The 26878-nt window shown below is 72.0% G+C and carries 29 protein-coding genes; 18 read left to right on the top strand and 11 right to left on the bottom strand.

What is annotated here, in order from left to right; all coding sequences use genetic code 11:
* Positions 1-164: 164 nt before the first annotated feature.
* The 3 genes from ACFQU3_RS16580 to ACFQU3_RS16590 form a co-directional block, all read right to left on the bottom strand.
* Positions 165-941, bottom strand: coding sequence for an SDR family NAD(P)-dependent oxidoreductase (locus ACFQU3_RS16580; protein ID WP_385911725.1), 777 nt, complete (start codon positions 939-941; stop codon positions 165-167).
* A 28-nt stretch (positions 942-969) separates the two neighbouring features.
* The gene (locus tag ACFQU3_RS16585; protein WP_385911727.1) at positions 970-2115 is read right to left on the bottom strand and encodes an acyl-CoA dehydrogenase family protein; all 1146 of its coding nucleotides are present in this window, start codon (positions 2113-2115) and stop codon (positions 970-972) included.
* A 93-nt stretch (positions 2116-2208) separates the two neighbouring features.
* The gene (locus tag ACFQU3_RS16590; RefSeq protein WP_385911729.1) at positions 2209-2610 is read right to left on the bottom strand and encodes a winged helix-turn-helix transcriptional regulator; all 402 of its coding nucleotides are present in this window, start codon (positions 2608-2610) and stop codon (positions 2209-2211) included.
* A 102-nt stretch (positions 2611-2712) separates the two neighbouring features.
* Between ACFQU3_RS16590 and ACFQU3_RS16595 the strand changes: the two genes are divergently transcribed.
* Positions 2713-3606, top strand: coding sequence for an alcohol dehydrogenase catalytic domain-containing protein (locus ACFQU3_RS16595; protein ID WP_385911731.1), 894 nt, complete (start codon positions 2713-2715; stop codon positions 3604-3606).
* Between the two features lie 12 nt (positions 3607-3618).
* Here ACFQU3_RS16595 and ACFQU3_RS16600 read toward each other — a convergent pair whose 3' ends face one another.
* From ACFQU3_RS16600 to ACFQU3_RS16615, 4 genes are read right to left on the bottom strand one after another with little or no spacing between them, the layout of a single operon-like run.
* Positions 3619-4692, bottom strand: coding sequence for an ABC transporter ATP-binding protein (locus ACFQU3_RS16600; protein WP_385911733.1), 1074 nt, complete (start codon positions 4690-4692; stop codon positions 3619-3621).
* Entirely contained in the window at positions 4689-5474 is a 786-nt protein-coding gene (locus ACFQU3_RS16605) for an ABC transporter permease (protein ID WP_385911735.1), read from the bottom strand. The genes ACFQU3_RS16600 and ACFQU3_RS16605 overlap by 4 nt, the downstream gene beginning before the upstream one ends.
* A 36-nt stretch (positions 5475-5510) precedes the next feature.
* Entirely contained in the window at positions 5511-6326 is an 816-nt protein-coding gene (gene modA, locus ACFQU3_RS16610) for a molybdate ABC transporter substrate-binding protein (RefSeq protein WP_385911737.1), read from the bottom strand.
* Positions 6323-6718 carry a molybdopterin-binding protein gene (locus ACFQU3_RS16615; RefSeq protein WP_385911739.1) on the bottom strand — a complete coding sequence of 132 codons (396 nt, stop codon included), beginning with the start codon at positions 6716-6718 and terminating at the stop codon, positions 6323-6325. The genes modA and ACFQU3_RS16615 overlap by 4 nt, the downstream gene beginning before the upstream one ends.
* Positions 6719-6948: 230 nt before the next feature.
* On the opposite strand from ACFQU3_RS16615, the gene ACFQU3_RS16620 reads away from it, so the two are divergent.
* The 7 genes from ACFQU3_RS16620 to ACFQU3_RS16650 all read left to right on the top strand — a co-directional run bounded on the left by ACFQU3_RS16620 (position 6949) and on the right by ACFQU3_RS16650 (position 13723).
* Positions 6949-7368: an ArsR/SmtB family transcription factor gene (locus tag ACFQU3_RS16620; protein ID WP_385911741.1), complete on the top strand. Its 420-nt coding sequence runs from the start codon at positions 6949-6951 to the stop codon at positions 7366-7368.
* Positions 7365-7862 (top strand): SRPBCC family protein, encoded by a 498-nt coding sequence (locus ACFQU3_RS16625; RefSeq protein ID WP_385911743.1) that lies wholly within the window; start codon positions 7365-7367, stop codon positions 7860-7862. The genes ACFQU3_RS16620 and ACFQU3_RS16625 overlap by 4 nt, the downstream gene beginning before the upstream one ends.
* A gap of 5 nt (positions 7863-7867) precedes the next feature.
* The gene (locus tag ACFQU3_RS16630; RefSeq protein ID WP_385911745.1) at positions 7868-8308 is read left to right on the top strand and encodes a VOC family protein; all 441 of its coding nucleotides are present in this window, start codon (positions 7868-7870) and stop codon (positions 8306-8308) included.
* A gap of 220 nt (positions 8309-8528) precedes the next feature.
* Positions 8529-9050, top strand: coding sequence for a hypothetical protein (locus ACFQU3_RS16635; RefSeq protein ID WP_385911747.1), 522 nt, complete (start codon positions 8529-8531; stop codon positions 9048-9050).
* Between the two features lie 120 nt (positions 9051-9170).
* Positions 9171-11252: a bifunctional polysaccharide deacetylase/glycosyltransferase family 2 protein gene (locus ACFQU3_RS16640; RefSeq protein WP_385911749.1), complete on the top strand. Its 2082-nt coding sequence runs from the start codon at positions 9171-9173 to the stop codon at positions 11250-11252.
* A gap of 24 nt (positions 11253-11276) precedes the next feature.
* Complete coding sequence (gabT, locus tag ACFQU3_RS16645) at positions 11277-12614, top strand: 4-aminobutyrate--2-oxoglutarate transaminase (protein ID WP_385911751.1); 1338 nt, start codon at positions 11277-11279, stop codon at positions 12612-12614.
* Between the two features lie 212 nt (positions 12615-12826).
* Positions 12827-13723, top strand: coding sequence for a DUF559 domain-containing protein (locus tag ACFQU3_RS16650; RefSeq protein ID WP_385911753.1), 897 nt, complete (start codon positions 12827-12829; stop codon positions 13721-13723).
* A 102-nt stretch (positions 13724-13825) separates the two neighbouring features.
* Here ACFQU3_RS16650 and ACFQU3_RS16655 read toward each other — a convergent pair whose 3' ends face one another.
* Together ACFQU3_RS16655 and ACFQU3_RS16660 are read right to left on the bottom strand one after the other, a co-directional pair.
* Positions 13826-14653, bottom strand: coding sequence for an SGNH/GDSL hydrolase family protein (locus ACFQU3_RS16655; RefSeq protein WP_385911755.1), 828 nt, complete (start codon positions 14651-14653; stop codon positions 13826-13828).
* Complete coding sequence (locus ACFQU3_RS16660; protein WP_385911756.1) at positions 14650-15327, bottom strand: uracil-DNA glycosylase; 678 nt, start codon at positions 15325-15327, stop codon at positions 14650-14652. The genes ACFQU3_RS16655 and ACFQU3_RS16660 overlap by 4 nt, the downstream gene beginning before the upstream one ends.
* Positions 15328-15462: 135 nt before the next feature.
* Between ACFQU3_RS16660 and ACFQU3_RS16665 the strand changes: the two genes are divergently transcribed.
* From ACFQU3_RS16665 to ACFQU3_RS16690, 6 genes are all read left to right on the top strand, one after another.
* Positions 15463-16641 (top strand): N-acetylglucosamine-6-phosphate deacetylase, encoded by a 1179-nt coding sequence (locus ACFQU3_RS16665; RefSeq protein ID WP_385911758.1) that lies wholly within the window; start codon positions 15463-15465, stop codon positions 16639-16641.
* A gap of 9 nt (positions 16642-16650) precedes the next feature.
* The gene (locus ACFQU3_RS16670) at positions 16651-17298 is read left to right on the top strand and encodes an HAD family hydrolase (RefSeq protein ID WP_385911760.1); all 648 of its coding nucleotides are present in this window, start codon (positions 16651-16653) and stop codon (positions 17296-17298) included.
* A gap of 108 nt (positions 17299-17406) precedes the next feature.
* Positions 17407-18768 carry a pyridoxal phosphate-dependent decarboxylase family protein gene (locus tag ACFQU3_RS16675; RefSeq protein ID WP_385911762.1) on the top strand — a complete coding sequence of 454 codons (1362 nt, stop codon included), beginning with the start codon at positions 17407-17409 and terminating at the stop codon, positions 18766-18768.
* A 175-nt stretch (positions 18769-18943) separates the two neighbouring features.
* The gene (locus ACFQU3_RS16680) at positions 18944-19243 is read left to right on the top strand and encodes a DUF3263 domain-containing protein (RefSeq protein ID WP_385911764.1); all 300 of its coding nucleotides are present in this window, start codon (positions 18944-18946) and stop codon (positions 19241-19243) included.
* A gap of 109 nt (positions 19244-19352) precedes the next feature.
* On the top strand, positions 19353-19817 hold the full coding sequence (locus ACFQU3_RS16685) for a GNAT family N-acetyltransferase (protein WP_385911766.1): 465 nt from the start codon (positions 19353-19355) through the stop codon (positions 19815-19817).
* The gene (locus tag ACFQU3_RS16690) at positions 19814-20896 is read left to right on the top strand and encodes a P1 family peptidase (protein ID WP_385911768.1); all 1083 of its coding nucleotides are present in this window, start codon (positions 19814-19816) and stop codon (positions 20894-20896) included. Before ACFQU3_RS16685 ends, ACFQU3_RS16690 begins: the two co-directional genes overlap by 4 nt.
* Positions 20897-20925: 29 nt before the next feature.
* On the opposite strand, the gene ACFQU3_RS16695 is transcribed toward ACFQU3_RS16690, so the two are convergent.
* The gene (locus ACFQU3_RS16695; RefSeq protein ID WP_385911770.1) at positions 20926-21849 is read right to left on the bottom strand and encodes a M48 family metalloprotease; all 924 of its coding nucleotides are present in this window, start codon (positions 21847-21849) and stop codon (positions 20926-20928) included.
* A gap of 434 nt (positions 21850-22283) precedes the next feature.
* Between ACFQU3_RS16695 and ACFQU3_RS16700 the strand changes: the two genes are divergently transcribed.
* Positions 22284-22772: an SRPBCC family protein gene (locus ACFQU3_RS16700; protein ID WP_385911772.1), complete on the top strand. Its 489-nt coding sequence runs from the start codon at positions 22284-22286 to the stop codon at positions 22770-22772.
* Positions 22773-22985: 213 nt separating this feature from the next.
* Here the strand turns inward: ACFQU3_RS16700 and ACFQU3_RS16705 are convergent, their stop codons facing one another.
* Positions 22986-23906: an MBL fold metallo-hydrolase gene (locus ACFQU3_RS16705; RefSeq protein ID WP_385911774.1), complete on the bottom strand. Its 921-nt coding sequence runs from the start codon at positions 23904-23906 to the stop codon at positions 22986-22988.
* Positions 23907-24010: 104 nt separating this feature from the next.
* Between ACFQU3_RS16705 and ACFQU3_RS16710 the strand changes: the two genes are divergently transcribed.
* From ACFQU3_RS16710 to groL, 3 genes are all read left to right on the top strand, one after another.
* A complete protein-coding gene (locus ACFQU3_RS16710) occupies positions 24011-24547 on the top strand; it encodes a hypothetical protein (protein WP_385911776.1) in 537 nt (178 codons plus the stop codon).
* A 48-nt stretch (positions 24548-24595) separates the two neighbouring features.
* Entirely contained in the window at positions 24596-25024 is a 429-nt protein-coding gene (locus ACFQU3_RS16715) for an HIT family protein (protein ID WP_385911778.1), read from the top strand.
* A 216-nt stretch (positions 25025-25240) separates the two neighbouring features.
* Positions 25241-26872: a chaperonin GroEL gene (gene groL, locus ACFQU3_RS16720; RefSeq protein ID WP_385911780.1), complete on the top strand. Its 1632-nt coding sequence runs from the start codon at positions 25241-25243 to the stop codon at positions 26870-26872.
* The last annotated feature ends 6 nt before the right edge of the window (positions 26873-26878 follow it).

A 26878-nucleotide genomic window follows, 5' to 3' on the forward strand; every position in this document is an offset into this window, starting at 1 on the left:
CCACTCGAGTGGGGGGAGGTCGAGCGGTCACTTTGCACCGTGGGCGGGCGGGTGGAGTGCCCACTCGAGTGGTGGGGGTCAGGTCGAGTGGGCACTTTGCACCGTGGGTGGACGGGTGGAAGTGCCCACTCGAGTCGGTGTTCCGGTCGGCAGGGGAGGGTTGGTCAGCGGGGCGGCATACGCAGGGCGCCGTCGAGACGGATGACCTCACCGTTGAGCATCGGGTTGTCGACGATGTGGCGCACGAGGGAGGCGTACTCGTCGGGGTGGCCGAGCCGAGACGGGTGTGGCACCTGCTTCTCGAGGACCTCTCTGACCTCACCCGGCAGGCCCGCGAGCATCGGCGTCTCGAACGTGCCGGGGGCGACCGTCATGACGCGGATTGCCTTGTCCGCCAAGTCACGGGCGGCCGACAGCGTGAGACCGACGATGCCGCCCTTGCTCGCGGCGTAGGCAGCCTGTCCGACCTGCCCGTCGTAGGCCGCGATGCTGGCGGTGTTGACGATGACACCGCGGTCGCCGTCGACGAGCTCGTTGGCGAGCATCGCCACGGCCGCGAGCCGCATGACGTTGAACGACCCGACGAGGTTGATGTCGATGACCGTCTTGAAGGTGTCGAGCGAGAGCGGACCGCCTCGGCCGACGACGCGGCCCGGGGTCGCGACGCCGGCGCAGTTGACCGCGATCCGGAGCTGACCGAGCGAGGTCGCCCGGTCGATCGCGGCCTGGACCTGCTCCTCGTCGCGCACGTCGGCCGGGACGAAGACGGCCGAGCCCTCGCGCTGGCCGTTGAGCTCGTCGACGAGTGCGGGCGCCGACGAGCCCTCGAGGTCGATGATGACGACGGTCGCGCCGTCGGCCACGAGACGACGCGCGGTGGCCCCACCGAGGCCGGAGCCACCTCCGGTGATGACGGCAACGGTGGACGGGCTCAACTGCATGACAAGGCCTTTCGCGGGAACGTGGAGGTCAGCGGGACAGGAGCTGGCGTGCGATGACGACGCGCTGGATCTGGTTGGTGCCTTCGAAGATCTGGGTCACCTTGGCCTCGCGCATGTAACGCTCGAGCGGGAAGTCCTCGGTGTAGCCGGCGCCGCCGAGCACCTGGACGGCGTCAGTGGTCACCCTCATGGCGGCGTCGGTCGCGACGAGCTTTGCGACGGCAGCCTCCTTGGTGAAGCCGCGTCCGGCGTCCTTGAGCCGGGCGGCGTGGAGGTAGGTGGCCCGCGCTGAGGTGACGGCGGCCTCCATGTCGGCGAGCAGGAAGGCGAGACCCTGGAAGTCGGCGATGCGGCGGCCGAACTGCTGGCGCTCGGTCGCGTACTCGGCGGCGACGTCGAGCGCGGACTGCGCGAGTCCGGTTGCGGCGGCGGCCACTCCGAGGCGCCCGGCGTCCAGCGCCGACAGCGCCATCTTCATGCCGTCACCCTCCCGGCCGACGAGGCGGGCGCCATCGACGGTCACGTCGTCGAACATGACCTGGGCCACCGGGTCGCAGTGCAGGCCCATCTTCCTCTCCGGCTCGGCAAAGGTCAGGCCCGCGGCGTCGCCCGGCACGATGAAGGTCGACAGGCCCTTGCTGCCGTCGTCGGACGTGCGCGCGAAGGTCGTGTAGTAGTCGGCGTGCCCGGCGTGCGAGATCCAGGCCTTGGTGCCCTTGAGCGACCAGCCGTCGTCGGTGCGCGTCGCGCGCGTCGTCATCGACGCGATGTCGGAGCCGGCGAGGGGCTCGGACAGGCAGTACGCGCCGAGCTGCTCACCCGAGAGCATGCCCTCCAACAGGGTCTCCTGCTGCTCCCGGGTGCCGAACGTCGCCACCGGGTGTGCCGTGAGGCTGTGCACGCTGACCCCCACCGCGACGCTCATCCAGGCCGACGCGATCTCCTCGACGACCTGGAGGTAGACCTCGTAGGGCTGTCCGGCACCCCCGAACTCCTCGGGGTAGGGCAGCGACAGCAGGCCGGCCCGCCCGAGTGTGCGGAACGTCGCCTCGGGGAAGACGCGGGCGCGCTCGGCCTCGTCGACCTGGGGTGCGAGCTCCTTGAGGCAGATCTCGCGGGTCAGCTCGATGAGGTCAGTGGCTTCGTCGGTGGGCATCAGCCTCGTCGCTGGCATGCTCAGATACTAGGACGTCCGAGCATTTTGTCCAAAGTGTGAGACGAGCGGTGGCCTCCCGTGGACACTTGCCCTCGCGCCGGGGGTGGCGCGCTAGGCGCTCACGCGGTCGTACCGGTCGCGGGCCTCGTCGACGGCGGGCATGTTGAGCTCCGCCCAGGCCTTGACGTGCTGGATCGGTTCGAGCAGCGACCGTCCGAGGTCGGTCAGGGAGTAGTCGACGCGCGGCGGGACCGAGGCGGTGACGGCCCGGTCGACGAGGCCGTCGCGTTCCAGTGACCGGAGTGTCTGGGTGAGCATCTTCTGGCTCACGCCGGCGAGTCGCGTCGAGAGCTCGGAGTAGCGGTGGTCGCGCTCGCCGAGGGCGCAGACGACGAGCGTGACCCACTTGTCGGAGAGGGTGGCGAGCAGCTGCCGGCTCGGGCAGGACGCAAGGTACGCGTCGTAATCCGCCTTGGCCTCCAGCCGGCGCTGGGCTGCGGTGCGTGTTGCCATGACATACCTCCAGGTGCGTGTGCCACTTCGAAGTGCGTACTTCCCGGCGGAGAGTAACCACCCGAGGATGAGGTCGCAAACGACAGCAACTCAGGAGTGATGATGAAGACCCTTGTGTCACAGCCGAACCGCAACGAACCGCTCCTCGTCGAGGCCATGCCCAGAGAGCTCGGGAACCATGACGTGCTCGTCGACGTCGCGGCTGCTGCCGTCAACCCGGTGGACGTCGGGGTCGTCCTCGGCCCGATGCGCGACATCGCGGGTCTCGAAGGGGTCGTCGGCCTCGGGTGGGACGTTGCCGGAGTCGTGGCTGCGGTGGGCGCCGCCGTGACCTCCCTTCGGGTGGGCGACCGCGTCGCCGGCCTCGACGACGACCTGACGAGGACCAGCCGGACCCACGCCGCGCAGGTCGTGCTTCCGGAGTCTGCGGTCGCCGTCGTGCCGGACGGCCTCGACCTGGTCGACGCGGCATCCGTTCCGCTCAACGCGCTGACGGCGGACCAGGCGCTCGCGGCCCTCGGTGCCCCGGCCGGCCGGACGCTGCTCGTCACAGGCGCCGGCGGCGGCGTCGGTGGGTATGCCGTGGCGCTGGCCTCGGCGGCCGGGTGGTCGGTCGTCGGCCACGGGCGCGACCGTGACGAGGAGTTCGTCCGCGCAGCGGGAGCCCGCGAGTTCGTCACCGTGCTGCCCGCGGCGGCCGTCGACGCGGTGTTCGACACGGCCGGCCTGCAGGAGAACGCGATCGGGGCGGTCCGCGACGGTGGTCGATTCCAGGGCGTCTACCCCATGGCGGTGGTGGAGAGCGTGCGCGACATCGAGACGTCCGCCGTGCTGGTCCACGCCGACGCGTCACGTCTGGCCGGCCTCCTGCACCGCAGCGTCACCGGCGAGCTCGCCGTGCGCGTTGCCGGTCGGATCCCGCTCGATGAGGCGGCGGTCGCCTATGCCAAGCTCGCCGGTGGCGGTCAGCGCGGGCGCTGGTTGCTCGTGCCCTAGTGGACGGCGGCGTCAGCGCGGGTAGGTGCGCACCTCGGTGGCCTTGACGGCAGCCCACACGTCGCGCCCGACCTGCAGGCCCAGGGCGCTGACCGACTCCAGCGTGACCTCCGCCGTCAGCGACAGGTCGCCGACGAGACCGACGCGCGCTGACTGGCCCTGCATCGTCACCGACGCGATCCGAACCCGCCAGGTGTTCCGCGGGGAACCCTCCGGCTCGTGGAGGTGCAGTGACACCGCGCTCGGTGGGATCGTCGCCCACACGTTGCCTTCGGTGGGGCTCGTCGTCACGACGAGCCCGCCATTGGCGGTATGCACGTGGCCATGCGAATCGCCCTGTCCCGCATACAAGTTGAGCCCTACGACGGTGCCCACGTAGGCACTGCGCGGTTCGCTCAGGACCTCGTCGGGTGTGCCCGCCTGCGTCACCTGCCCGTCCTCGACGAACACGAGGTGGTCGGCGAGCGTCAGCGCGTCGAGCGGGTCGTGGGTCACGAGCACCGTCACGCCGTCGTATGCCGTGAGGCGGGCCGCGAGGTCGCTGCGCGTGCGGGCGCGGGTGTCGGGGTCGAGGGCGGAGAGGGGCTCGTCGAGCAGGAGCAGCTCCGGGTCGGTGGCAAGAGCCCGGGCCAGGGCGACTCGAGCCTGCTGCCCGGACGACAGCTCACGAGGCCGTGACGACGCGCGGTCGGCCAGGCCGACACGGTCGAGCTCATCGCGCGCGCGGTCACGGGCCCGGCGACGGTCGACGCCGCGGCTGCGCGGACCGTAGGCGACGTTGTCGAGGGCGCTGAGGTGGGGGAAGAGCAGGCTGTCCGCGAGCATGAGCCCGACGGCGCGCTGCTCCGGGGCGAGCGCGCGGCGGCCGTCGTCCCAGACCTGTCCGCCGACCCGGACGAAGCCCTCACCGATGGGCAGCACACCGGCCAGCGCGAGCACCGTCGTCGTCTTGCCGCCGCCGTTCGGGCCCAGGATGCCGATGACCTGGCCTGGCTCAGCACCCAGGGCGACGTCCAGCTCGATCGTCCCGCGCGACAGTCGAACCCGCGCGTCGAGCCAAGGCGGAGAGGCAGAGGTCGGGCTCATCGCAGCCACCTCCCGCGCAGGACGCCGAGCACGAGGACGCTGACGGCGAGCAGCATGATGCTGATCGAGATCGCGACCTGCGGGTCGCGCTCGAGCTCGACGTAGACGAGCAGCGGCAGGGTCTGCGTGCGGCCCTGGAAGTTGCCCGCGAAGGTGATCGTCGCGCCGAACTCGCCCAGCGCACGGGCCCACGCCAGAGCCAGGCCGCTCGCGATGCCAGGAAGGACGAGCGGGATGGCCACCGTGCGCAGGTAGCGCAGGTCGCTCGCGCCGAGGGTGCGCGCCACCGACTCGAGTCGCGGGTCCAGGCCGCGCATCGCGCCCTCGACGGCTAGCACGTAGTACGGCATCGCGACGAACGTCTCGGCGAGCACGACCGCAACCGTCGTGAACGGGATCTGGATGCCGAAGGGCGTCAGGTGCTGTCCGACCAGCCCGGTGCGGCCCCATGCCATGAGCAGCGCCACGCCTCCCACGACAGGTGGCAGCACCAGCGGCACCGTGAGCAGCGCGCGCACCCAACGCGTCGTGCGGTGGTCGGAACGGGCGAGTAACCAGGCCAGGGGAGTGCCGAGGAGCAGGCACAGGACAGCCGTCGAGGTCGTCGTCGTGAGCGAGAGCCGCAGCGCCGGAAGGACGCTCGGCGTCGCGAGGTCGGACGGGATGCGCCCCCAGTCCGCCCGCAGCAGCAGTGCCACGAGCGGGACGACGAGCAGCAGCAGGGCCAGCGCCGCGGGCACACCCAGGGTGACGCGGGAACGCCACCGGCCGGCATACGTCATGTCACGTCATCCTTCCCGGGGCTGGGTGCCCGGCCCTCAGGGCGCACCGAAGCCGAACGACTGCACCGTCGCGAGGCCGGTGTCGCTCACCAGGTACGCGACGAACGCCCGCGTCGCCGCGTCGTCGACCAGCGTTATGACGGGGTAGTGGAGCGTCGTGTTGTACCGCGGCTCGATGGCGACGCCCGTGACGGCGCCCTTCGCGGCCACGACGTCGGAGTGGTAGACGACGGCGGCGTCGGCCTCGGCGAGCTTGACCTTGGCGAGCGCGGCCTTGACGTCGACCTCCTTGCTCACGACGTTCGGCACGATCCTCGCCTTCGTGAACGTCGCCTGCGCCGCCTTCCCGCACGGCACGCTGTCGGCGCACAGCACGACCTTGACATCGGGCCTCGCGAGGTCGGTGATCGACGCGACCCGCCCGGGGTTGCCGGGCGGCACGGCGACCTCGAGGACGTTGGTGGCGAAGGTCTTCGAGTCCTTGACCATGCTCCGGTCGAGCGGCTCGGCCGCGGCGGTGCCGGCGAGCGCGAGCACCGAGGCCGGGGCGCCGTTGTCGACCTGCTGGACGAGGGTCGCGCTCGAGCCGTAGGACGTCTCGACGGTGACGCCCGGATGGGCGGCCTCGAACGCCTTCCTCAGCTCGTCGAACGACTCGGTGAGGGAGGCGGCCGCGAGCACGGTCACGGTGCCTTGCAGCGACGAAGCCGAGGCGCCGGACCTCTCCGGCTGCCCGCTCCCGTCGGCGGACGAGGGGGTGGCGTGGCCGCACCCGGCAAGGAGGGCGGCGCCCAGCCCCGCGGCGACGGGCAGCAGCGTGCGGCGGGCGAACCGGGGCGGTGTGAGCCTCACGCGGGGACCTCGACGACCACGTGCGTCGACTTGACGCTCGCGACGGCCACGGAGCCCACCTCGAGCGCCAGGTCGTCGACGGACTCGCTCGACAGCAGCGAGACGATGCGGAACGGGCCGCACTGCATCTCCACCTTGGCCATCACGGTGTCCTTGGTGATGGCCGTGACGATGCCGCGCATCCGGTTGCGGGCGGACGCCGCTCCGATGGCGCCGACCGCGGCTGGGTGGGCCAGCTCCTGGGCGACGGCGGCGAGCTGCGCGCCGTCGACGGTGCGTCGGCCGACCTCGTCGGTGGCGCCGTAGAGCCGGCCGGAGTCGACCATGCGACGCACCGTGTCGTCGGACACCCCGAGCAGGGCGGCCGCCTCGGTGATGCGCAGATGCGGCATGAGCGACACGTTACACCCGCATGTGCGGCAGTTCGACGTTCTACGCCCTTCCCGCCGCTCCGCGCATCTCGCACGCTCGTCACCGGAGCGCGGGCACGAGGCGGAGCGCGTGAGATGTCGCGCGCCTGCTGGCGCCGTCGTGCGCTCGGCATGGAGCGCGCGAAACGGTTGACACGGTAGGGCGACGGGGCTTTAATCAACTTACTGATTGATCAAGGAGTTGGTTGACAATGATTCTCTCGCCGGTTTCGGATGACGACCTCGACCGCGCCTTCGCGGCCCTGGCCGACCCCGTCCGGCGCGCGATCATCGCCCGCCTCAGCAGGGGCGCCGCGACCGTCAACGAGCTCGCTGAACCGTTCGAGATCAGCAAGCAGGCCGTCAGCAAGCACATCCAGGTGCTCGAGCTCGCGGGCCTCGTGAGCCGGACGCGCGACGCGCAGCGACGTCCGGTCCACCTCGAGGCCGCCCGGCTCGAGGCCATGACGGCCTGGATCGACCGCTACCGCCTCGTCGCCGAGCAGCGCTTCCGGTCGCTCGACGCCGTTCTCGAACGAACCGCAGCAACACCGTCCACCAGGGAGACAGCAACCACCCGTGCGACCGCGACCACCGCGGCGCACGGCACCGAGAAGGAGCAACAGTCATGAGCAACCCACTGAACCTCGACGTCCCCGCCGGCCTGCCGTGGATCGACTTCACGCGCGAGTTCGACGCCCCCGTCGAGGCCGTCTTCAACGCTCACCGCGACCCGGAGCTCGTCCGTCAGTGGCTCGGTCCGCGCGGCTACGAGATGACGATCGAGCACTGGGACTTCACGTCGGGGGGCGGCTACCGCTACACGCACCGTGACGGCGACAACGTCTATGCCTTCCGTGGCACCTTCCACACCGTGCGCGAGAACGAGCTGGCCATCCAGACCTTCGAGTTCGAGGGTGCGCCGGACGAGGTCGCCATCGAGTTCATGCGCTTCGTCGACCTCGGCGACGGCCGCTGCCGGCTCGAGGGCCACAGCGTCGGCCCGTCGGTGGAGGGACGCGACATGATGGTCCAGAGCGGCATGGAGACCGGCATGGTGCAGGGCTACGAGCAGCTCGACGAGCTCCTCGGGGTCTCCAGCGCTCCCGCCAAGGCCGAAGGCTGAGCGCCGTGGACTGGACCCTCGAGGTCGTCGTCGTGCCGGTCAGCGACCTGGACGCCGCGATCGCCTTCTACCGCGACCAGGTCGGGTTCGACCTCGACCACGACACCCGCAACGAGCACATGCACGTCGCCCAGCTGACGCCGCGTGGCTCCGGCTGCTCGATCGTCGTGGGCAGCCTGCCGGCGCAGAACGCGATGAAGCCGGGGAGCCTGCACGGCATCCAGCTCGTCGTGGCCGATGCCGCGGCCGCTCGCGAGGAGCTCGTCGGTCGCGGGGTCGAGTGCGACGAGATCAGAGTCTTCGACGAGCGCGACGGCGGCACGTTCTTCGGCTTCCACGACCCCGACGGCAACTCGTGGGCCGTCCAGCAGATCAAGGCGCGCGCTGACACGCCGCTCATCCCTCGCGAGCACCGTGGGCGCTTCGGCGAGAGCCAGGAGGGGTGACCGTCGCCGGGTGAAAGTGCCCACTCGACCGTCGAGTGGGCTCTTCGCACCGGCTCGACCGTCGAGTGGGCACTTCGCACCCGGCTCGACCGTCGAGTGGGCACTTTGCACCCGGCTCGACCGTCGAGTGGGCACTTCGCACCGGCTCTCGCCTGCTTCCGCGGAACCCCTGGGCGCAGATTCGCGCCACGCCGAGCATGCCGCGTACCCTCTGTTGCCGATGCCCCTGACGCACCCCTCCACGCCTGCAGACGCTCCCGGCAGCAGTCCGGTCTTCCTGGATCTCACCGGTCGGCGTCTGCGGCGAGTGCGCCTTCTGGGCGCGAGCATCGCCCTCGTCGTCATCGGCTACGTCGGGCTCCTGCTCAGCGCCGCCCTGGGCGGCCCGACCATCGACGCACCGTTCCTCCCGCGCCCGGCTGCGCCCACCCACGGCCTGGCCAAGCTGCCGCCCACCGCAGTCAATCGCGCAGTCGTGCCCTCGTCGGGGGACCACGCCCCCGCGGGGACAGGTGGAGCGGTCCCCGTGCGGGCCACCTCTGCCGAGCCGCCGCGCACACCGAGCGCGCCTGTTCCCTCATCCACCGGCACTCCCGTACCGGCGGCGACCGTGACAGCCAGGCCCACGGCGGCCAAGCCCACGACAGCGAAGCCGCTGACGGTGCCTGCGTCGACACGACGCGCGAGCACCCCCACGGCGCCCGGGCTGACCCAGCGTCCGACCCCGACGACGAGCCGCTGACCGGTGGCAGGCGGGCATCGCACGCCGACGTCACGGCGTCGACGGTCGTCGCAGCCAGGACGGCACCGCCCGCCGCCCTCGCGGCTGGTCCGCCCGCGGACCCACTGGCTCGTCCTCTCCGTGGTCCTGCTCGCCCTCACTGTGGCCCTCGTCATGCAGGGCTACCTGCGCCACCTCTACGGGGTGAGCGAGGACGCCGCCGCGCCGCCCGGCCGTGCCGACAAGGTCCCGAGCGCGTTGGCGCACGGAGGGCCCGTCATCGACGCCCGCGGCGGGACGCCGCGCACGGCCGGCCCGGCTCCGGGGGTGCTTGCGCTCACCTTCGACGACGGCCCCGACCCGACCTGGACGCCCAAGGTGCTGGAGGTCCTGCGGCGCCATCACGTCCACGCGACGTTCTTCCTCGTCGGCACCCAGGCGCTCGACCACCCGGAGCTGGTCGCCAAGATCCTCGCCGACGGTCACGAGATCGGGCTGCACACCCTGACCCATGTCGACCTCGGCGCGGCACCTGCATGGCAGCGTCACCTCGAGCTGCGTGAGGCGCAGCAGGTGCTCGTCGGCCTCACCGGCCAGACGACCGCGCTCCTGCGACCGCCCTTCAGCTCCGAGAACGGCGCCATCGACAACGCGATGCTCGACTCCATGCTCACTGCGGCCTCGGACGGCTACGTCTCCGTGCTCGCCACGCGCGACGGTGAGGACTGGCGACGGCCCGGAGTCGAGGCGATCGTCCACGGCATCACACCGCCCGGACGCACGGGGGAGGTCGTGCTGCTCCACGACGCCGGAGGCGACCGCAGCCAGACCGTCGCCGCCCTCGACCGTGCCCTTCCCGCGTTGTCGGCCAAGGGCTACCGCTTCGAGACCGTGAGCCAGTCCGTGGGCATGGCATCCGCGATGAGCCCGGCGTCTGCCGTCGATCGGCTCACCGGACTGACGCTCGTCTGGGTCCTTCGGCTCAGCGACCTCGTCATAGCCGTCATCGGAGCGTGTCTCGTCGCCAGTGGCTTCGTCGTCGGCCTGCGCGCCGTGCTCGTCATCGGCGCCGCCGCGCGCCACCACCGCGGTCGGCTCCGCGAGCGACGGCGAGGCGCCGAGCCCGTTCTCGAGCCCGTCAGCGTCATCGTCCCCGCCTACAACGAGTCGGCCGGCATCGAGGCGGCGGTGCGCTCGATCGTGGCCTCCACCCATCCCGTCGAGGTCATCGTCGTCGACGACGGGTCGACGGACGGCACGGCCGACCTCGTCGAGTCGCTCCACCTGCCCGGCGTGACCGTCATCAGGCAGGTGAACGGCGGCAAGCCCTCCGCTCTCAACACCGGCCTGCGCCACGCCTCGCACGACCTCGTCGTCATGGTCGACGGTGACACCGTCTTCGAGCCGGATGCCGTGTACACGCTCGTCCAGCGGTTCGCCGACCCCCGCGTCGGTGCGGTGTCGGGCAACACGAAGGTGGCCAACCGTGGCGGCATCCTCGGCCGGTGGCAGCACATCGAGTACGTCATCGGCTTCAACCTCGACCGGCGTCTCTTCGACATCGCCGAGTGCATGCCCACGGTGCCCGGCGCGATCGGCGGGTTCCGCCGGTCGGCGCTCGAGCGCGTCGGCGGCGTGAGCGACGACACCCTCGCCGAGGACACCGACCTCACCATGGCGCTGTCGCGCGACGGCTGGAGGGTCGTCTACGAGGACGGCGCCCGGGCCTGGACCGAGGCGCCCGCCTCGCTGGGGGCGCTCTGGCGGCAGCGCTACCGATGGTGCTACGGCACCCTCCAGGCCATGTGGAAGCACCGCGGCGCGCTGACCCAGTCGGGCGCGGCCGGCAAGCTGGGTCGACGGGGCCTCACCTACCTGCTCGTCCTGCAGGTGCTGTTGCCGCTGCTCGCGCCGGCCGTCGACGTCTTCGCCGTCTACGGCCTCGTCTTCCTCGACGCCACCCGTGTCACGCTCGTCTGGTTGGCCTTCCTGGCGATCCAGGCGGTCATGGCCGTCTACGCGTTCCGGCTCGACGGGGAGTCGTTGCGCCCCATGTGGTCGCTGCCCCTGCAGCAGGTTGTCTACCGCCAGCTGATGTACCTCGTCGTCATCCAGTCGGTCTTCACCGCGCTGGCGGGCACCTACCTGCGCTGGCACCGGATGGAGCGCTACGGATCGCTCCGGGTGCCGGCACCGGAGCCGGCGGCAGCGCCACCCCGCTGAGCAGGTCGTCGGCATACTGTGCGCATGACCAATGTCGAGCAGAAGCGCGTCCTCCGAACGGCCATCCCGGGCCCGAGGTCGGCCACCCTCCAGGCCCGCAAGAACGCCGCGGTGTCGGCCGGTGTCAGCACCGGCCTGCCGGTGTACGTCGAGAGGGCGGGCGGCGGCATCCTCGTCGACGTCGACGGCAACCAGCTCATCGACTTCGGCTCCGGCATCGCCGTGACGACCGTCGGCAACGCGGCGCCGCGTGTCGTCGAGCGCGTCACCGAGCAGGTCGCCGACTTCACCCACACGTGCTTCATGGTCACGCCGTACGAGGAGTACCTCGAGGTCGCCGAGGCCCTCAACGAGCTGACCCCGGGTGACCACGAGAAGCGCTCTGCGCTCTTCAACTCGGGGGCCGAAGCCGTCGAGAATGCCGTCAAGGTCGCCCGCCACTACACCGGCCGCAACGCCGTCGTCGCGTTCGACCACGCGTACCACGGCCGCACCAACCTCACGATGGCGCTGACCGCGAAGAACATGCCGTACAAGCACCGGTTCGGGCCCTTCGCCGGCGAGGTCTACCGCGCGCCCATGAGCTATCCCTTCCGCTGGCCGGGCGGCCCCGCCGACTGCGCGAAGGAGTCCTTCGACGTCTTCGTGTCGCAGGTCCATGCGCAGGTGGGCGAGGAGAACCTCGCCGCCGTCATCCTCGAGCCCATCCAGGGCGAGGGCGGGTTCATCGTGCCCGCACCCGGATTCGTCAGTCAGGTCGCCGACTGGTGCCGTGACAACGGCGTCGTCTTCATCGCTGACGAGGTACAGACCGGCTTCTGCCGCACCGGCGACTGGTTCGCGAGCGAGCACGAGGGCGTCGTGCCCGACATCGTCACGACCGCCAAGGGCATGGCCGGCGGCCTCCCGCTCGCCGGCGTCACGGGCCGCGCCGAGATCATGGACGCCGTGCACGGCGGCGGCCTCGGCGGCACGTACGGCGGCAACCCCGTCGCCTGCGCCTCGGCCCTCGGTGCGATCGAGACGATGAAGGCCGAGGACCTCTGCGGTCGCGCACGCCAGGTCGAGGCGCTGTTCAGGCCCCGCCTCGAGGCCCTCGCCGCGCGGTACCCGCAGATCGGCGACATCCGCGGCCGGGGCGCGATGCTCGCCGTCGAGCTCGTCAACGGCGAAGGCGACATCTCACCGAACGCGGCGCTGACCGGGGCCGTCAACAAGGCCTGCCACGCCGACGGACTCGTCACCCTGACGTGCGGCACGTACGGCAACGTCTTCCGCTTCCTCCCGCCGCTCGCCGCGAGCGACGAGCTGCTCTCGGAGGGGCTCGACATCTTCGAGAAGGCGTTCGCCGCGTCGGTCTGACCCCGCCATCCGACGACGTATGCCGTCCCGCTGAGCCCGCGGGACGGCATACGTGCGTGGAGGGCCCGGATCGGGACGCGTGGCTGGCAGGTCCGGTCTGCGCGAGCACCAGCCGCGTCTGCGGCACGTCCTGCTGCCAGCCCGTTGACCCCTGACCATGCCCCTGTGGACGACGCGCCCGCGCACGGCTCGACGGGCGCGACGCTCGACCCGTGGAGGTTGCCGAGGCGGTCGGGCGGCTGGGTGGGGTCTGTACCTGGCGCGAGCTGCGGCGCGCGGTCCCGTGGCGGCGCATCGGCGTAGCCGTCGAGTCAGGTGAGGTCGTGCGGCTGCGACGGGGGCTGTACGGCCTACGTGGGCCAGACGACGCCGTGACGGTGGCCCGGCGCCTGACGGGCACGGTCTCGCACCGGTCGGCGGCAGCGCACTGGGGCTGGAAGGTCAAGATCACACCGCAACGGCCCGACGTGACCCTTGCACGACACCGGCGTCTGCCGCCACGGGCCGCGGAGATCGCCACGCTGCACTGGCGCACCCTGCCACAGGCGCACGTCCGGGCCGGGGTGACGACGCCCGCGCGGACCGTCGTCGACTGCTGCCTCGACCTGCCCTTCGACGAGGCTCTCGCCGTCTTCGACTCGGCCCTGCGCGCGGGCCTGCGGATGCGAGAGGTCACAGAGGTCGGTCTGACGCTCGGTCCTCGGCAGCGCGCCCGCGTGCTCAAGGTCGCCAGACATGCCGACGGCCGCGCGGCGAACCCCTTCGAGTCCGTGCTGCGTGCCATCGCGCTCGAGGTGCCCGGCCTCTCCGTCGAGCCACAGGTGCGGCTGCGCTACGACGACTTCTATGCGAGGGTCGACCTCGCCGACGAGTCGCTGCAGATCGTCGTCGAGGCCGACAGCCACGAGTTCCACGCCGAGCGACGGGCCTTCGACCGCGACTGCCGGCGCTACGACGAGCTCACCGTGCGCGACTGGATCGTGCTGCGTTTCACGTGGGAGCAGGTGATGTTCCACCCCGCCTGGGTGCGCAGCATGCTCGTCGGTGCCGTTGCGCTCCGCCGCAGGCGCTCCGGGACGCGACCGGCGGGGCGCACGGCCGTCGCCTGAACCGGGACGCCCGGCTGGCAGTTCGGGACCCTCGACCGTACGGCTGTGCTCACGGCAGATCGAGCTGCCAGCCGGTCGTCACGACCGTCGCAGCTGGGGTGCTCAGGCCCGGGGGTCGAAGGGCGTGATGTCGGGCCGCTTGGCCTGCCGGCGGTCACCCGACGAGCGCCCGGTGAGGCGCCGGTGCACCCACGGGCCGACGTACTCCTTGGCCCACTGGGCGTTGGCCTGGAGGGCCTCTCGGCGTCCGATGGGCGGGGCGGGGTCGAGCGGCGTCGCCCAGTCGGTCTCGGCCGGCGTGTGCCCGAGGGCCTCGAGCGCGGCGAGCGACACCCGCCGGTGGCCCTCGGTCGTCATGTGGATGCGGTCCTCGGCCCACATCCGCCAGTCGCGCAGCGCGTGCAGGCCCCACTGGTCGATGACGTGGGCGCCGTTGCGGCGGGCGATGCTCCAGATGTTGGCGGCGTGGATCGCGGCGCGCCCGCGGGTCGCCTTGACCAGAGGTGCGTCGGCGGGGTCGACGGGGGTCGCCATGAGGACGTCGGCCCCGGTGGCGCGGATGCGGACGACGGCGGCCTCCAGCCGGGCGGCGAGGGCGTCGAGGTCGGCCTTGGGGCGCAGGATGTCGTTGCCGCCGCCGACGATGCTGACGAGGTCGGGCTGGAGCGACAGGGCGTCCTCGAGCTGGGGACCGACGACGTCGGCAAGCTTCCGACCCCGCACGGCCAGGTTGGCGTAGCCGAAGTGGAGCCCCTCGGCGCGGGCGATCTCCGACAGGTGGGCAGCGAGCCGGTCGGCCCATCCGGCGAACTCGCCGTCGTGGCCGAAGGCCGGGTCGTCGTCGCACATGCCCTCGGTGAAGGAGTCGCCGATCGCGACGTAGCGGGTCCAGACGGTGGGTGCGGCACCGTCTGCGGCGGGCTGGGTCATGTCAGCCTCCAGTCGATGGGTGGGGCGCCCTGCTGGGCGAGCAGGTCGTTGGTGCGGCTGAACGGCCGCGAGCCGAAGAAGCCCGACCGTGCGGAGAGCGGCGACGGGTGGGCGGTCTCGATGCGCGGCACCGGCCCCAGCATCGGGGCCAGCGACTGCGCCTGTCGACCCCAGAGGATGGCGACGAGCGGTCCACCGCGAGCCACGAGGGCCGAGATCGCCTGTGCCGTAACGGTTTCCCAGCCCTTGCCCTGGTGGCTGGCGGAGCGTCCCGGCTGGACGGTGAGCACCCGGTTGAGCAGCATGACGCCTCGCTCGAACCACGGCGTCAGGTCGCCGGAGGCCGGCGTCGGCAGGCCGAGGTCGGTGCCCAGCTCGTGGTAGATGTTCTGGAGCGACCGGGGGACTGGCCGCACGTCCGGGGCGACGCTGAAGCTGAGCCCGACCGGGTGCCCCGGCGTCGGGTAGGGATCCTGGCCCACGACGAGCACCCGCACATCGGGCAGGGGTCGCGAGAAGGCGCGCAGCACGCGCTCGCCGGCCGGGAGGTAGCCGCGACCGGCCGCGACCTCGCCGCGGAGGAACTCACCCAGCTGGGCGATCGTGTCGGCCACCGGCTCGAGGGCGGGCACCCAGGTCGGGTGAACGAGCTCGGGGAGGGGTCGGGCTGGCACGGGCACACGCTACCCCCGCCTGCTGGGCCGCTCCGAGGTGATCCCCGCGCGCCGCCGCCCACCCACGCCCATCCGGATACCACCCACGCCGACCTCGCCCCCGGGCCTCGCGGCCGTGCGACAGAATCGACCCCGATGGACCTCACACTGCGCGGCCCCGCCCTCGTCGACGCCACGGTGCTGCCCGACGTCCTCGTCCGCATCGAGGGCGAGCGCATCGCTGCGGTCACCCCGCTGGCCCCCGGCGCCGAGCTGCCCGGGGAGGCCCACGCGGCCGAGCGCGTGAGCGGCACGATGGTGCCGGCATACGTCGACATCCACTGCCACGGTGGCGGCGGCACGGCGTTCACCGACCTGCGCGACGAGGCGGCGGCCGCGGCGGCCCGGCACCACCACGCGCACGGCTCCACCAGCCTCCTCGCGAGCCTCGTGACGATGAGCCCGCGTGACCTCGAGCGTGGCGTCGCGATGCTCGCGGAGCTGTGTGACGACGGGCTCGTCGACGGCATCCACCTCGAGGGCCCCTGGCTCGCGGAGGCGCGGTGCGGCGCGCACGACCCGACGCTGCTGCGCGATCCGAGCCTGACGGAGGTCGAGCGGCTCATCGAGCTCGGCCGCGGGCACCTGCGACAGGTGACGCTCGCGCCGGAGCGAGAGCACGGCCTCGACCTCGTCCGCTGGCTCACCTCGGCCGGTATCCACGCGGCGGTGGGGCACACGACGGCGACGTTCGCCCAGGTCGAGCGGGCCGTCGCGGCCGGCGCGGACCTCGCCACGCACCTCTTCAACGGCATGGACCCGTGGCACCACCGCACGCCCGGTGCGGCCCCGGCGCTGATGCGCTCGGCCGCGCGCGGTCGCGTCACGGTCGAGCTCATCGCCGACGGCGCGCACCTCGACGACGACACCGTGCGCACCGTCCTCGACCTCGTCGGCGCCGACCACGTCGCCTTCGTGTCCGACGCCATGGCGGCAGCCGGTGTCGGGGACGGGGCGTACGTCCTCGGGGGCCTGTCCGTGGTCGTCGACCGCGGCGTCGCCCGGCTGGCGCGCGACCCCGACGGCACGACGCCCGGCTCCATCGCGGGTGGCACGAGCCACGTCGCCGACATCGTGGCGCGGGCCGTCGCCGCCGGCATCCCCCTGCCGTATGCCGTCCGGCCCGCCACGCGAACGCCCGCCCGCGCGCTGGGGCTGGCGGACCGCGGGGCCCTGGTCGCCGGGGCGCGCGCCGACGTCGTCGTCGTCGACGACTCCGCACGGCTGGTCCGGGTCCTGAGAGCCGGTCGCTGGGTGGACGGCGACAGGCCCTAGGCTCGCCCGGTGACTTCTCCCCGCTGGTCCACCGCCGTCTTCGACCTCGACGGCACGCTGGCCGACACGATCAACCTCATCGTCGAGTCCTACCAGCACGCCTTCCGCACGATCATCGGTCGCGAGGAGGACCCCGACGTCATCCGCTCGTGGATCGGCCGTCCCCTCATCGCCGCCTTCCGCGACCACTCGCCGGAGCACGCCGACGACCTCTACGCCACGTACCTCGCCTGGAACGCCGACAACACCGAGCGGCTGATCCGCGGCTACGACGGCGTCCGCGAGGTCCTGGCCGACCTGCGCGCCGCGGGCGTCCACGTCGGCGTCGCGACGTCGAAGCGGCGCGAGTCCGCGCAGCAGGCCATGGACATCCTGGGCCTCAGCGAGCACGTCGCGGTGCTCGTCGCGATGGAGGACACCGAGCGGCACAAGCCCGACCCGACGCCGCTGCTGCTCGCCCTCGACCGGATGGGTCGCGGCTCCAACGACGCCGTCTACGTCGGTGACGCCGTCGTCGACGTGCTCGCCGGCAAGGCGGCCGGTATGGACACCGTCGCCGTCACGTGGGGGGCCGGGGTTCCGACCGCGCTGCACGGCGTGCGCCCGTCGGCGGTCGTCGCGACTGCCGACGAGCTGCGCACCGCCATGCTCGGCTGAGCACACCGCCAGGGTCGCGCCGGTCGGAGCAGGCTCGGGCAGGCTCGGGCGGGCTCGGGCGGGCTCGGGCGGGCTCGAGCAAGCTCCGGCAGGCCCTAGCATCTGTGCGTGCACAGCTTCGACAAGGACGCCGACCACGCCGCCGTCGACAAGGTCCTCAGCTACGCGCGTGAGCGCCTGCTCATGGCCCCGATCCCGCTCGACGGCGCGCAGACCGAGGACTACCTGACGTCCGCGGCGGGCCAGACGATCACGCCGCAGGGCCTCGGCTCGACGCGCGCGATGGAGCTCTTCGAGCACACCCTCGCGCCGGCGTGCCTCTCGACCGACCACCCGCGCTACCTGTCCTTCATCCCCTGCGCGCCCACGCGTGAGGCAGCGGCGTTCGACGTCGTCGTCGGCGCCTCGTCGATCTACGGCGGCTCGTGGATGGAGGGTGCCGGCGCCGTCTACGCCGAGAACCAGGCGCTGCGCTGGATCGCCGACCTCGCCGGCCTGCCCGACACCGCGGGCGGCGTCTTCGTGCCAGGAGGCACGGTGGGCAACCTCTCCGCCCTCGTCGTGGCACGGCATACGGCCAGGGCGACGGCGAAGGAGGCCGGCACGGGCGCGCGTCCGTACCGGATCGCCGCCACGGACAACGCGCACTCGTCGGTCGTGTCCATGGCCGCGGTCATGGATGCCGAGGTGTGCGGCGTGCACGTCGACGAGAAGCTGCGCATGACCGGTGCCGCGCTGCGCCGCACGCTCGAGGAGCACGGCCCCGAGACGTTCTTCGCCGTCGTCGCGACGAGCGGCACGACGAACTTCGGTGTCGTCGACGACCTCGCGTCGGTGGCCGAGGTGTGCCGGGAGTACGGCCTCTGGCTGCACGTCGACGGTGCGTACGGCGGCGCCGGGCTCGCCGCGCCCTCCGTCCGTCACCTCTTCAACGGCATCGAGCACGCCGACTCCTTCATCGTCGACCCGCACAAGTGGCTCTTCGCCCCGTTCGACTGCTGCGCCCTCATCTACCGAGATCCCGAGCTCGCCCGGGTCGCGCACACGCAGGAGGCGGGCTACCTCGACGTCATCACGAAGTCGGCCGAGTGGAACCCGACCGACTACTCGATCGGCCTGACGCGCCGCGCCCGCGGGCTGCCGCTCTGGTACTCCCTCGCCGTCCACGGCACGGATGCGTACGTCGAGGCCGTCGAGAGCACGATCGCGGTGGCCCGGTTCGCCGCCGACGAGATCCGCCGCCGGCCCTACCTCGAGGCGGTGCGCGAACCGGACCTGTCGGTCGTCGTGTTCCGGCGCCTCGGCTGGTCACCGGAGGACTACCAGGCGTGGACCGACCGTCTGCTCGCCGAGGAGTTCGCGTTCGTCGTGCCGACGAGCTTCCGGGGGGAGACGCTGACGCGGTTCGCGATCTGCAACCCGCAGACCACGCGTGAGGACGTCAACGCCATCCTCGATACGATGTCCTGACGTCGGGGGACGGGCTGTGACGCCTGCGCCCAGTGAGGCGGATGGGACTGCAGTTCCGGTGGGGCAGCGAGGCCCGCGCACGACATGCCGCGAACAGGCCCGACTGAATGACACCCTTGTCATTTCGGTCTAGGGTGTGACCGGAGCCAACGCACGACCGCAGCGAGACGGGGACATGAGCACAGACCACGCCACGGCGCAGCCGCACCGCCACGAGTCCGAGGACGGCCTCAGCGCACGCGACCTCGAGATCCTGGCGTTCGAGCGGCAGTGGTGGAAGTACGCCGGCTCGAAGGAGCAGGCCATCAAGGAGCTCTTCGACATGAGCTCCACGCGCTACTACCAGGTCCTCAACGCCCTCCTCGACAGCCCCGAGGCGCTCGAGGCCGACCCCATGCTCATCAAGCGCCTGCGCCGGATGCGTGCGAGCCGTCAGCGGGCTCGCACGAGCCGCCGGCTCGGCATCAACGTCTGAGACCTCACGCCTCCACACCGCACGAACGCGGTCGGTGCGGTGACCCGCGCCTGACCGACTCGGGGCCCACCTGCAGGCCGGCACGGCGTGCGCGTGGTTCACTTCCCTCATGGCCGAGGTGACGATCCGTCGCGCGTCGGCCGACGACGCCTTCATCGTCGCGGCCCTGCACCTGCAGTTCGCCCGCGAGCTCGGTATGCCGTCCGAGGCCGGCTACCTCGACCGCTTCGTCGACGCGTGGCTGGCCGAGCGGCCCGACCGCCCGACCTGGATCGCCGAGAGCCGCGGCGAGCACGCCGGCATCCTCGAGACGCGGCGCATCCGCGCCCTGCCGTGGCCGGGGCGCAAGGACGTGTCGTGGCTGCACGTGGGCGGGCTGTTCGTCGTGCCCGCCTGCCGCGACCGGGGCGTCGGCCGGGCCCTCACCGAGGCGATGATCGAGTGGTCGCGCACCACCGACGTCAAGTGGATCCGCCTCAACGCGCCCGATGACCGTGCCCAGGAGTTCTACGAGCGGCTCGGGTTCAGCTCGCCCGGCCGGCTCATGGAGTTCGACCTGCGGGACCCGCAGTGACCGAACAGCGCCCGCCCTTCACCTCGCCTCGCCCCGGCCCGACGAACTCGCTCGTCGACGTCGCCGGCCTCCGCGTCGGTCACTGCACTCGCGACGAGCCGGGCTGGCTCACCGGCGTCACCGTGGTGCTCGCCCCTCAGGGTGGTGCGGTCGCCGGCGTGGACGTGCGCGGTGGTGGACCCGGCACCCGCGAGACCGACCTGCTCGATCCCCGCAACCTCGTCGACCGGGTCGACGCGATCGTCCTCGGCGGCGGGTCCGCGCCGGGCCTGGCCGCCGTCGACGGGGTCGTGGACGCTCTCCTCGACGACGGGATCGGCTGGCCGATGGGCGAACCCGGACACGTCGTGCCGATCGTGCCGTCCGCGATCCTCTTCGACCTGGGACGTGGCGGCACCTGGCGCCACCATCCGCGCGCCGAGGACGGCAGGGCGGCATACGCCGGCGCGTCCACGTCGGCCGTGGCGCAGGGGTGCGTCGGCGCCGGGACGGGCGCCAAGGCCGGCGGTTTCAAGGGCGGCATCGGCTCGGCGAGCGTCGTGCTCGAGTCGGGCACGACGGTCGCAGCGCTCGTCGCGCTCAACGCCGTCGGCTCGGCCGTCGACCCGGCCACCGGGCTGCCGTATGCCGTCGGGCTGGGTCTCGGGGACGAGCTGGCCCACGTGGGGCGGCCGAGCGCGGCCGAGCTCGACGCGGCCCGAGCCCGGGCCGAGGCGCTGCCCGCGAGCAGCGGCAGGCCCGGGCTCGCCACGACGATAGGTGTCATCGCGACCGACGCCACCCTGACCAAGGCGCAGTGCCAGAAGGCGTCCGGCATCGGTCACGACGGCTTCGCGCGTGCCCTCAAGCCGGTGCACACGCTCTTCGACGGCGACACGCTCTTCACGCTGGCCACGGGTGAGCGGCCCGCTCCCGACCCCGTCGAGCAGACCCTGCTCATGGAGGCGGGTGCCGACTGCGTCGCGCGGGCCATCGTCCAAGCCCTGCTGGCAGCGACGTCGGTCGACCGCTCGGCCGCCGGTGGCGTGGCGCTGCGGTCGTGGTCCGACGCGTTCCCGTCGGCGCTGGGGTCCCGCTAGCTTGCCCGCAGAGGTCTTCGGTGACGGTGTCAGTAGTAGGTGTCGGTGAGCTGGTGACCGAGCTCGCGGGCCATCTCGTGCCGCAGCCCGGCGAGCTCGCTGTCTGACCCCGCCTCTGCCGCGGTGCGCGGGAGCGAGCGTTTCGCCGCTACGGCCTCGACGAGGGCCAGCCGCAAGTCGTCGCGCGGGTGGCTCGCGTCCCAGCGCAGGTCCTGCTCGCGGGCTCGCGCGCGGGCAGCCGCCACCTGCTGGCCGGTCGGCGCCGGGCGCTCGCGCACCTGTTCGAGGGCCGCGAACGGGTCCTCGCGACGCCGGACCGCCGCGCCGGCGAGCGTGTGCAGGCCCGGGAGGTTCTCCATCGTGAGCAGCAGCCGCACGTTGGCTGCCGTGCCCGCGATCTCGGCCGCACGCAGGTCGGCGAGATACTCACGGCGCTGGCCGTCGACGGCGGCGAGGCGTTCGAACCACAGCAGCAGACCGGTCGCCGGGGCGGACACGGCGCGCAGGATGCCGGCGCCCGCCGCGTTCATCGTCGCCTGGGACTCCCCGATCCCCAGGCGGTAGTCGGCGAAGTCGGAGTAGCAGTCGCTGGGCAGCGGGGTCAGGAGTGTCGCGAGACGCAGCAGGATGCCGTGAGCGAGGTCGACGAGGTGGGCGAGCGCCGTGTCGCTGCCGCGCAGATGGCCCAGCTCGTGTGCGAGGAGGGCCACGCGTTCGTCGTCGGTGAGCATGGTCCAGACGGGCAGGCCGATGACCAGCACGGGCCGCCGGCGCAAGCCGGGCTGCGCGACGAACGCCGTGAACTCCGTCGTGACGCCGAGGCCGTGGGGCGTGCTCGTGCCGACGGCCGCGGCCACCTCGCCGACGAACGCGTGGGTGAGGGGGAACTCGTCCGGCGGCAGCTCGCGTGCCTCGACCCGTCCCGGCCGGGGTGCGACGGCGACGACGACCACCCACGCGAGCGCGACGCCCAGCCAGCCCAGACGTTCCTGGGCGCGAACGTCAGGACGACGAGAAGGACGACGGCGGCCGCGAAGACCCCGAGGACGACTACCGACAGCACGAGCAGGGCGGTGCCGGTTCCGGTGGTGGCCCTCGGGCGCTCGCCGCGCGTCACCTGGGCGACGAGCCGGTCGTGCATGGTGCGGGCGGCCCGGTCGAGCGCCTCGCGGCGGCGGCGGGCGAACCACGACAGCCGTGGCTCGCGTGCCCGCTCCGCGGGCGGGTCCGTGAGCGCGTGGCTGGGCGGGCGTCTGGGCGCGGGCGGTGGCGTCGGGTGGTCGGGTGGAGCTCGGACACGGTCATCCTTCGACGACGGGTGAGGCGTCTCCGGATGCTACGGCGCAGGCGCCCGGTCGCGCTCGGTTTGGGCGGATAGGGTCGCGGGATGCCGAACGTCACCGCCGAGCTCTGGGTCCCGGTCGAGGCCGACCTCGCGTTCGCCGTGTCGCAGACGACGGGCGAGGTCCGGCTGCGCTGGGACCCGTTCATCCGCAGCCAACACCTCGTCGACGCCGTCCAGCCGGGCAAGGGTGTGCGCACCGTGACCCGCGCCCGCGTCGGTCCGCGCATGGTCAGCGAGTACGTGTCGTACCGCCCGCCGACGAGCGTCGGCATGACGATGGTCGACGGTCCGTGGTTCTTCGAGCGCTTCGGCGGCGGATGGCGCTTCACGCCCGAGGAGCGTTCGGGCGTGGCGGGCACCCGCGCCGTCTGGAAGTACACGTATGCCGTGCGGCCGGCCTGGCTGCGTCCCGTGGCCGAGCCGTTCGGGCAGTGGCTGCTCGGACGCGAGATCCGGTCTCGCATCGCCGCGTTCGCGCGGGCGTGTGGCGACAACACCGTCCTGGCCGCCGTCGCGCCCCCAGCCGCCTGACCCCGTCCGAGCCCGGGCGAGGAACCGAACCGCGACCCATCCGGGTGAAACTGCCCACTCGACGGTCGAGTGGGCACTTTCCACCGGGGCTTCGCCCCGTCGAGTGGGCACTTTGCATCGGCTCGACGGTCGAGTGGGCACTTTTCACCGGGGCTTCGCCCGTCGAGTGGGCACTTTGCACCGGCGCCGCCGACCTCGAGGGCCGAGCGCCGGTCAGGGAGTGGGTGGGGAGAACTGCTCCCAGCCGCGGCGGATCGCGGAACCGAGGTGGTCCAGCGGGTAGGGCAGGCGGGAGTCGGGCTCGTGCAGGGCGTCCTCGAGGGATCCGCCGCCGAGCCGGCGCTCGCGGATGACGGCAGCGACGGCCGCGATGTCGTCGCGCTGCCGCGCCACGAAGCGGCCGTCGACGGGGCGGCCGTGTCCGGGCACGACGACGGACCGGTCGCTGGCCTCCACGAGGTGCGAGGCCAGGGTGTCGGCCCACTCCAGCGGCCACGAGTCGATGCCGAACGACGGGTGTGCGCTCTCCTCGATGAGGTCGCCGAGGAACAGTGCGTCGGTGTCGGGCACGTGCACCGCCACGTCACCGTCGGTGTGGCCACGGCCGGCATACGCCATCGTGACGACCCGGTCGCCGAGGTCGATGGTCGCGTGGGAGCAGAAGGTGCGGTCCGGGCCGCGCACCGCGGTCGCCAGTACGTCCGCGGCGTCGCGCGCGGTGTAGCCGAGCTCGGGGCCGTCACCCGGATCGGCGCGGAAGAGACCCTTGATGCGTTCTGCGTCGGCCTCGAGGGTCCTGCCGACGTTGTCGTGCGCGTGCACGGTGGCCGTGTCGAAGGCGGCGTTGCCGAAGGTGTGGTCGAAGTGCACGTGCGTGTTGACGACGTGCCGCACCTCGATGTCGCGGGCGAGGCGGCGCACGTCGTCGAGGACCTGGCTGCCCTGCACGTCACTCGCTCGTGTGTCGATGACGACCGCGCCGTCGCGCCCGAGAACGAGACCGACGTTGACGTCCCACTGCTTGTAGCGCGCGACGAAGACGCGGTCGGCCACCTCGACGAACCCCGTCGTCGGCCCGGCGGGCCCGGTGGAGCCGTACGTCGGATACGGGCCGGCGCGGCCTGCAGGGCTCATCGAGCGCACCTCGGTGTGATCCACGTCTCTGCCGGCATGCGTCCACGGTAGTGGGCACGGGACGGACAGGCGCTTCTCGCCGGGTTCCTCTACCTTTGGTAGCCATGTCGACCGAGACCCGCACCTCCACGAAAGACCCGAAGCCTCGGCGCAAGCTTCTCATCGCGGCCGTGCTCGCCACCTTCGCCATCGGCACGACGAGCGCCGTCGCGTTCTGGTCCGGCGACAGCTGGAGCGACGAGGCGATGTCGTCCGCGTTCCCCGGACTGCCGGGCGGTGACTGGGCGAGCACCTCGTCGGCCGACGGCTGGGGCGAGTCAACGTCATCGAGCACGTCCGTCGCCTCGCGCACCACAGCAGGCACCACGAGCAGCCAGCCGACGTCGACGGCCGTCGTCGAGCAGGCATCCGCCACGCCGACAAAGCTGCCGACGAGCAAGGCCCCGGCCCCCGCGCCGACCTCGACCACGACCACGACCTCGACGGCTGTCCCGGCACCGACCTCGACGTCGGCGCCGGACCCCACCTCGACGCACGACAACCCCAAGCCGAAGCCGACCTCGACGAAGAAGCCGACGCCGACGAGCTCGCCGACGTCCTCCGGCGACGACGGCGGGTGCGTCCTGCTCGTCATCTGCTGAGGCGGCGCACCCACCGGCTCGGGCGGGTGCCCATGGGAGCCTGAGCGCATGGACTGCGTCTTCTGCTCCATCGTCGCGGGCGAGATCCCAGCCGACGTCGTGCTCGACGAGCCGGACTTCCTCGGTTTCCTCGACCGGCGTCCGGTGTTCAAGGGGCACGTCCTGCTCGTCCCGCGGCCGCACGTCGACACGCTCCTCGACCTCCCGGGCGAGCTGCACGCGGGCCTGCTCGGCGCGGCTCGGCGGCTGGCCGCCGCCGCGGTCGATGGTCTGGGCGCCCAGGGCACGTTCGTCGCGATGAACAACGTCGTGAGCCAGTCGGTGCCGCACCTGCACGTCCACGTCGTGCCCCGTACGAAGGGTGACGGCCTGCGCGGCTTCTTCTGGCCGCGGACCAAGTACGCGTCGGAGGCGGAGTCCGCCGAGTACGCCGCCCGCCTCGCCGCCGCCCTCGAAGCGGTGGCACCGCGTCAGTGACCGCGGGCGCACCGCGTCGTCCGCGTGGCCAGTTGTTTGCACTCTCACCCCGAGAGTGCCAATAATGGCGTTAGCACTCTCCCCGTGGGAGTGACAGATATGGACCGAATGCCGAGGGGCTGGGTTCGCAGCGACGTGAGCTGAGGAGTCCGGTCCCGTCCGTCGCGGGCGGCACGCGGGCCACCACCAACGATTCGCGTGGGAGGAACCACCCGAATGGCCAAGACCATTGCGTTTGACGAAGAGGCGCGCCGCGGGCTCGAGCGAGGAATGAACATCCTCGCCGACGCCGTCCGTGTGACGCTCGGCCCGAAGGGCCGCAACGTCGTTCTGGAGAAGAAGTGGGGCGCCCCCACCATCACCAACGACGGTGTCTCGATCGCCAAGGAGATCGAGCTCGACGACCCGTACGAGAAGATCGGCGCGGAGCTCGTCAAGGAAGTTGCCAAGAAGACCGACGACGTCGCCGGTGACGGCACGACGACGGCCACCGTCCTCGCCCAGGCCATGGTGAAGGAAGGCCTGCGCAACGTGGCCGCCGGCGCCAACCCGATGGCCCTCAAGCGGGGCATCGAGAAGGCCGTCGACGCTGTCTCCGCCCGCCTGCTCGAGCAGGCCAAGGAGGTCACGACCAAGGAGCAGATCGCCTCGACCGCCAGCATCTCCGCGGCCGACGAGGAGATCGGCGCGCTCATCGCCGAGGCGATGGACAAGGTCGGCAAGGAAGGCGTCATCACCGTCGAGGACTCCAACACCATGGGTCTCGAGCTGGAGATGACCGAGGGTATGCGCTTCGACAAGGGCTACATCTCGGCGTACTTCGTCACCGACACCGAGCGCATGGAGGCCGTCCTCGACGACGCCTACGTGCTCGTCGCCAACTCCAAGATCGGCAACATCAAGGACCTCATCCCGCTCCTGGAGAAGGTCATGCAGTCGGGCAAGCCGCTGCTGATCATCGCCGAGGACATCGAGGGTGAGGCCCTCGCGACGCTCGTCGTGAACAAGATCAAGGGCACGTTCAAGTCCGTCGCCGTCAAGGCCCCGGGCTTCGGCGACCGCCGCAAGGCCATGCTCACCGACATCGCCATCCTCACCGGTGGCCAGGTCATCTCCGAGGAGGTCGGTCTCAAGCTCGAGAACGCCACCCTCGACCTGCTCGGCCGCGCTCGCAAGGTCGTCGTCACGAAGGACGAGACGACCATCGTCGAGGACGCCGAGGACCGTTCGCAGATCGAGGGCCGCATCGCCCAGATCAAGGCCGAGATCGAGAAGTCGGACTCCGACTACGACCGCGAGAAGCTCCAGGAGCGCCTCGCCAAGCTCGCCGGCGGCGTCGCCGTCATCAAGGCGGGCGCAGCCACCGAGGTCGAGCTCAAGGAGCGCAAGCACCGCATCGAGGACGCCGTCCGCAACGCGAAGGCTGCCGTCGAGGAGGGCATCGTCGCCGGTGGTGGCGTGGCCCTCATCCAGGCCGCCAAGGCGCTCGACGAGCTCGTGCTCGAGGGTGACGAGGCGACCGGCGCGAACATCGTGCGGGTCGCCACCGAGGCCCCGCTCAAGCAGATCGCGATCAACGCCGGTCTCGAGGGTGGAGTCGTGGCCGAGAAGGTGCGCGGCCTCGAGGGCGGGCACGGCCTCAACGCCGCGACGGGCGAGTACGGCGACCTGCTGGCCGCGGGCATCATCGACCCGGTCAAGGTGACGCGCTCTGCGCTGCAGAACGCCGCGTCGATCGCCGCGCTGTTCCTGACCACCGAGGCCGTCATCGCCGACAAGCCTGAGAAGCACGCCCCGGCCATGCCGGGCGGCGACGACATGGGTGGCATGGGCGGCATGGGCTTCTGAGCCCAG

The sequence above is a fragment of the Terrabacter sp. GCM10028922 genome, assembly GCF_042666095.1.
Taxonomy (GTDB): Bacteria; Actinomycetota; Actinomycetes; order Actinomycetales; family Dermatophilaceae; genus Terrabacter.

Excerpts from the sequence above, each read along its gene's own strand:
- ACFQU3_RS16580 (WP_385911725.1), bottom strand. The coding sequence starts at position 941 with ATGCAGTTGAGCCCGTCCACCGTTGCCGTCATCACCGGAGGTGGCTCC.
- ACFQU3_RS16585 (WP_385911727.1), bottom strand. The coding sequence starts at position 2,115 with ATGCCAGCGACGAGGCTGATGCCCACCGACGAAGCCACTGACCTCATC.
- ACFQU3_RS16590 (WP_385911729.1), bottom strand. The coding sequence starts at position 2,610 with ATGGCAACACGCACCGCAGCCCAGCGCCGGCTGGAGGCCAAGGCGGAT.
- ACFQU3_RS16595 (WP_385911731.1), top strand. The coding sequence starts at position 2,713 with ATGAAGACCCTTGTGTCACAGCCGAACCGCAACGAACCGCTCCTCGTC.
- ACFQU3_RS16600 (WP_385911733.1), bottom strand. The coding sequence starts at position 4,692 with ATGAGCCCGACCTCTGCCTCTCCGCCTTGGCTCGACGCGCGGGTTCGA.
- ACFQU3_RS16605 (WP_385911735.1), bottom strand. The coding sequence starts at position 5,474 with ATGACGTATGCCGGCCGGTGGCGTTCCCGCGTCACCCTGGGTGTGCCC.
- ACFQU3_RS16615 (WP_385911739.1), bottom strand. The coding sequence starts at position 6,718 with ATGCCGCATCTGCGCATCACCGAGGCGGCCGCCCTGCTCGGGGTGTCC.
- ACFQU3_RS16620 (WP_385911741.1), top strand. The coding sequence starts at position 6,949 with ATGATTCTCTCGCCGGTTTCGGATGACGACCTCGACCGCGCCTTCGCG.
- ACFQU3_RS16625 (WP_385911743.1), top strand. The coding sequence starts at position 7,365 with ATGAGCAACCCACTGAACCTCGACGTCCCCGCCGGCCTGCCGTGGATC.
- ACFQU3_RS16635 (WP_385911747.1), top strand. The coding sequence starts at position 8,529 with ATGCCCCTGACGCACCCCTCCACGCCTGCAGACGCTCCCGGCAGCAGT.
- gabT (WP_385911751.1), top strand. The coding sequence starts at position 11,277 with ATGACCAATGTCGAGCAGAAGCGCGTCCTCCGAACGGCCATCCCGGGC.
- ACFQU3_RS16655 (WP_385911755.1), bottom strand. The coding sequence starts at position 14,653 with ATGACCCAGCCCGCCGCAGACGGTGCCGCACCCACCGTCTGGACCCGC.
- ACFQU3_RS16665 (WP_385911758.1), top strand. The coding sequence starts at position 15,463 with ATGGACCTCACACTGCGCGGCCCCGCCCTCGTCGACGCCACGGTGCTG.
- ACFQU3_RS16680 (WP_385911764.1), top strand. The coding sequence starts at position 18,944 with ATGAGCACAGACCACGCCACGGCGCAGCCGCACCGCCACGAGTCCGAG.
- ACFQU3_RS16685 (WP_385911766.1), top strand. The coding sequence starts at position 19,353 with ATGGCCGAGGTGACGATCCGTCGCGCGTCGGCCGACGACGCCTTCATC.
- ACFQU3_RS16700 (WP_385911772.1), top strand. The coding sequence starts at position 22,284 with ATGCCGAACGTCACCGCCGAGCTCTGGGTCCCGGTCGAGGCCGACCTC.
- ACFQU3_RS16705 (WP_385911774.1), bottom strand. The coding sequence starts at position 23,906 with ATGAGCCCTGCAGGCCGCGCCGGCCCGTATCCGACGTACGGCTCCACC.
- ACFQU3_RS16710 (WP_385911776.1), top strand. The coding sequence starts at position 24,011 with ATGTCGACCGAGACCCGCACCTCCACGAAAGACCCGAAGCCTCGGCGC.
- ACFQU3_RS16715 (WP_385911778.1), top strand. The coding sequence starts at position 24,596 with ATGGACTGCGTCTTCTGCTCCATCGTCGCGGGCGAGATCCCAGCCGAC.
- groL (WP_385911780.1), top strand. The coding sequence starts at position 25,241 with ATGGCCAAGACCATTGCGTTTGACGAAGAGGCGCGCCGCGGGCTCGAG.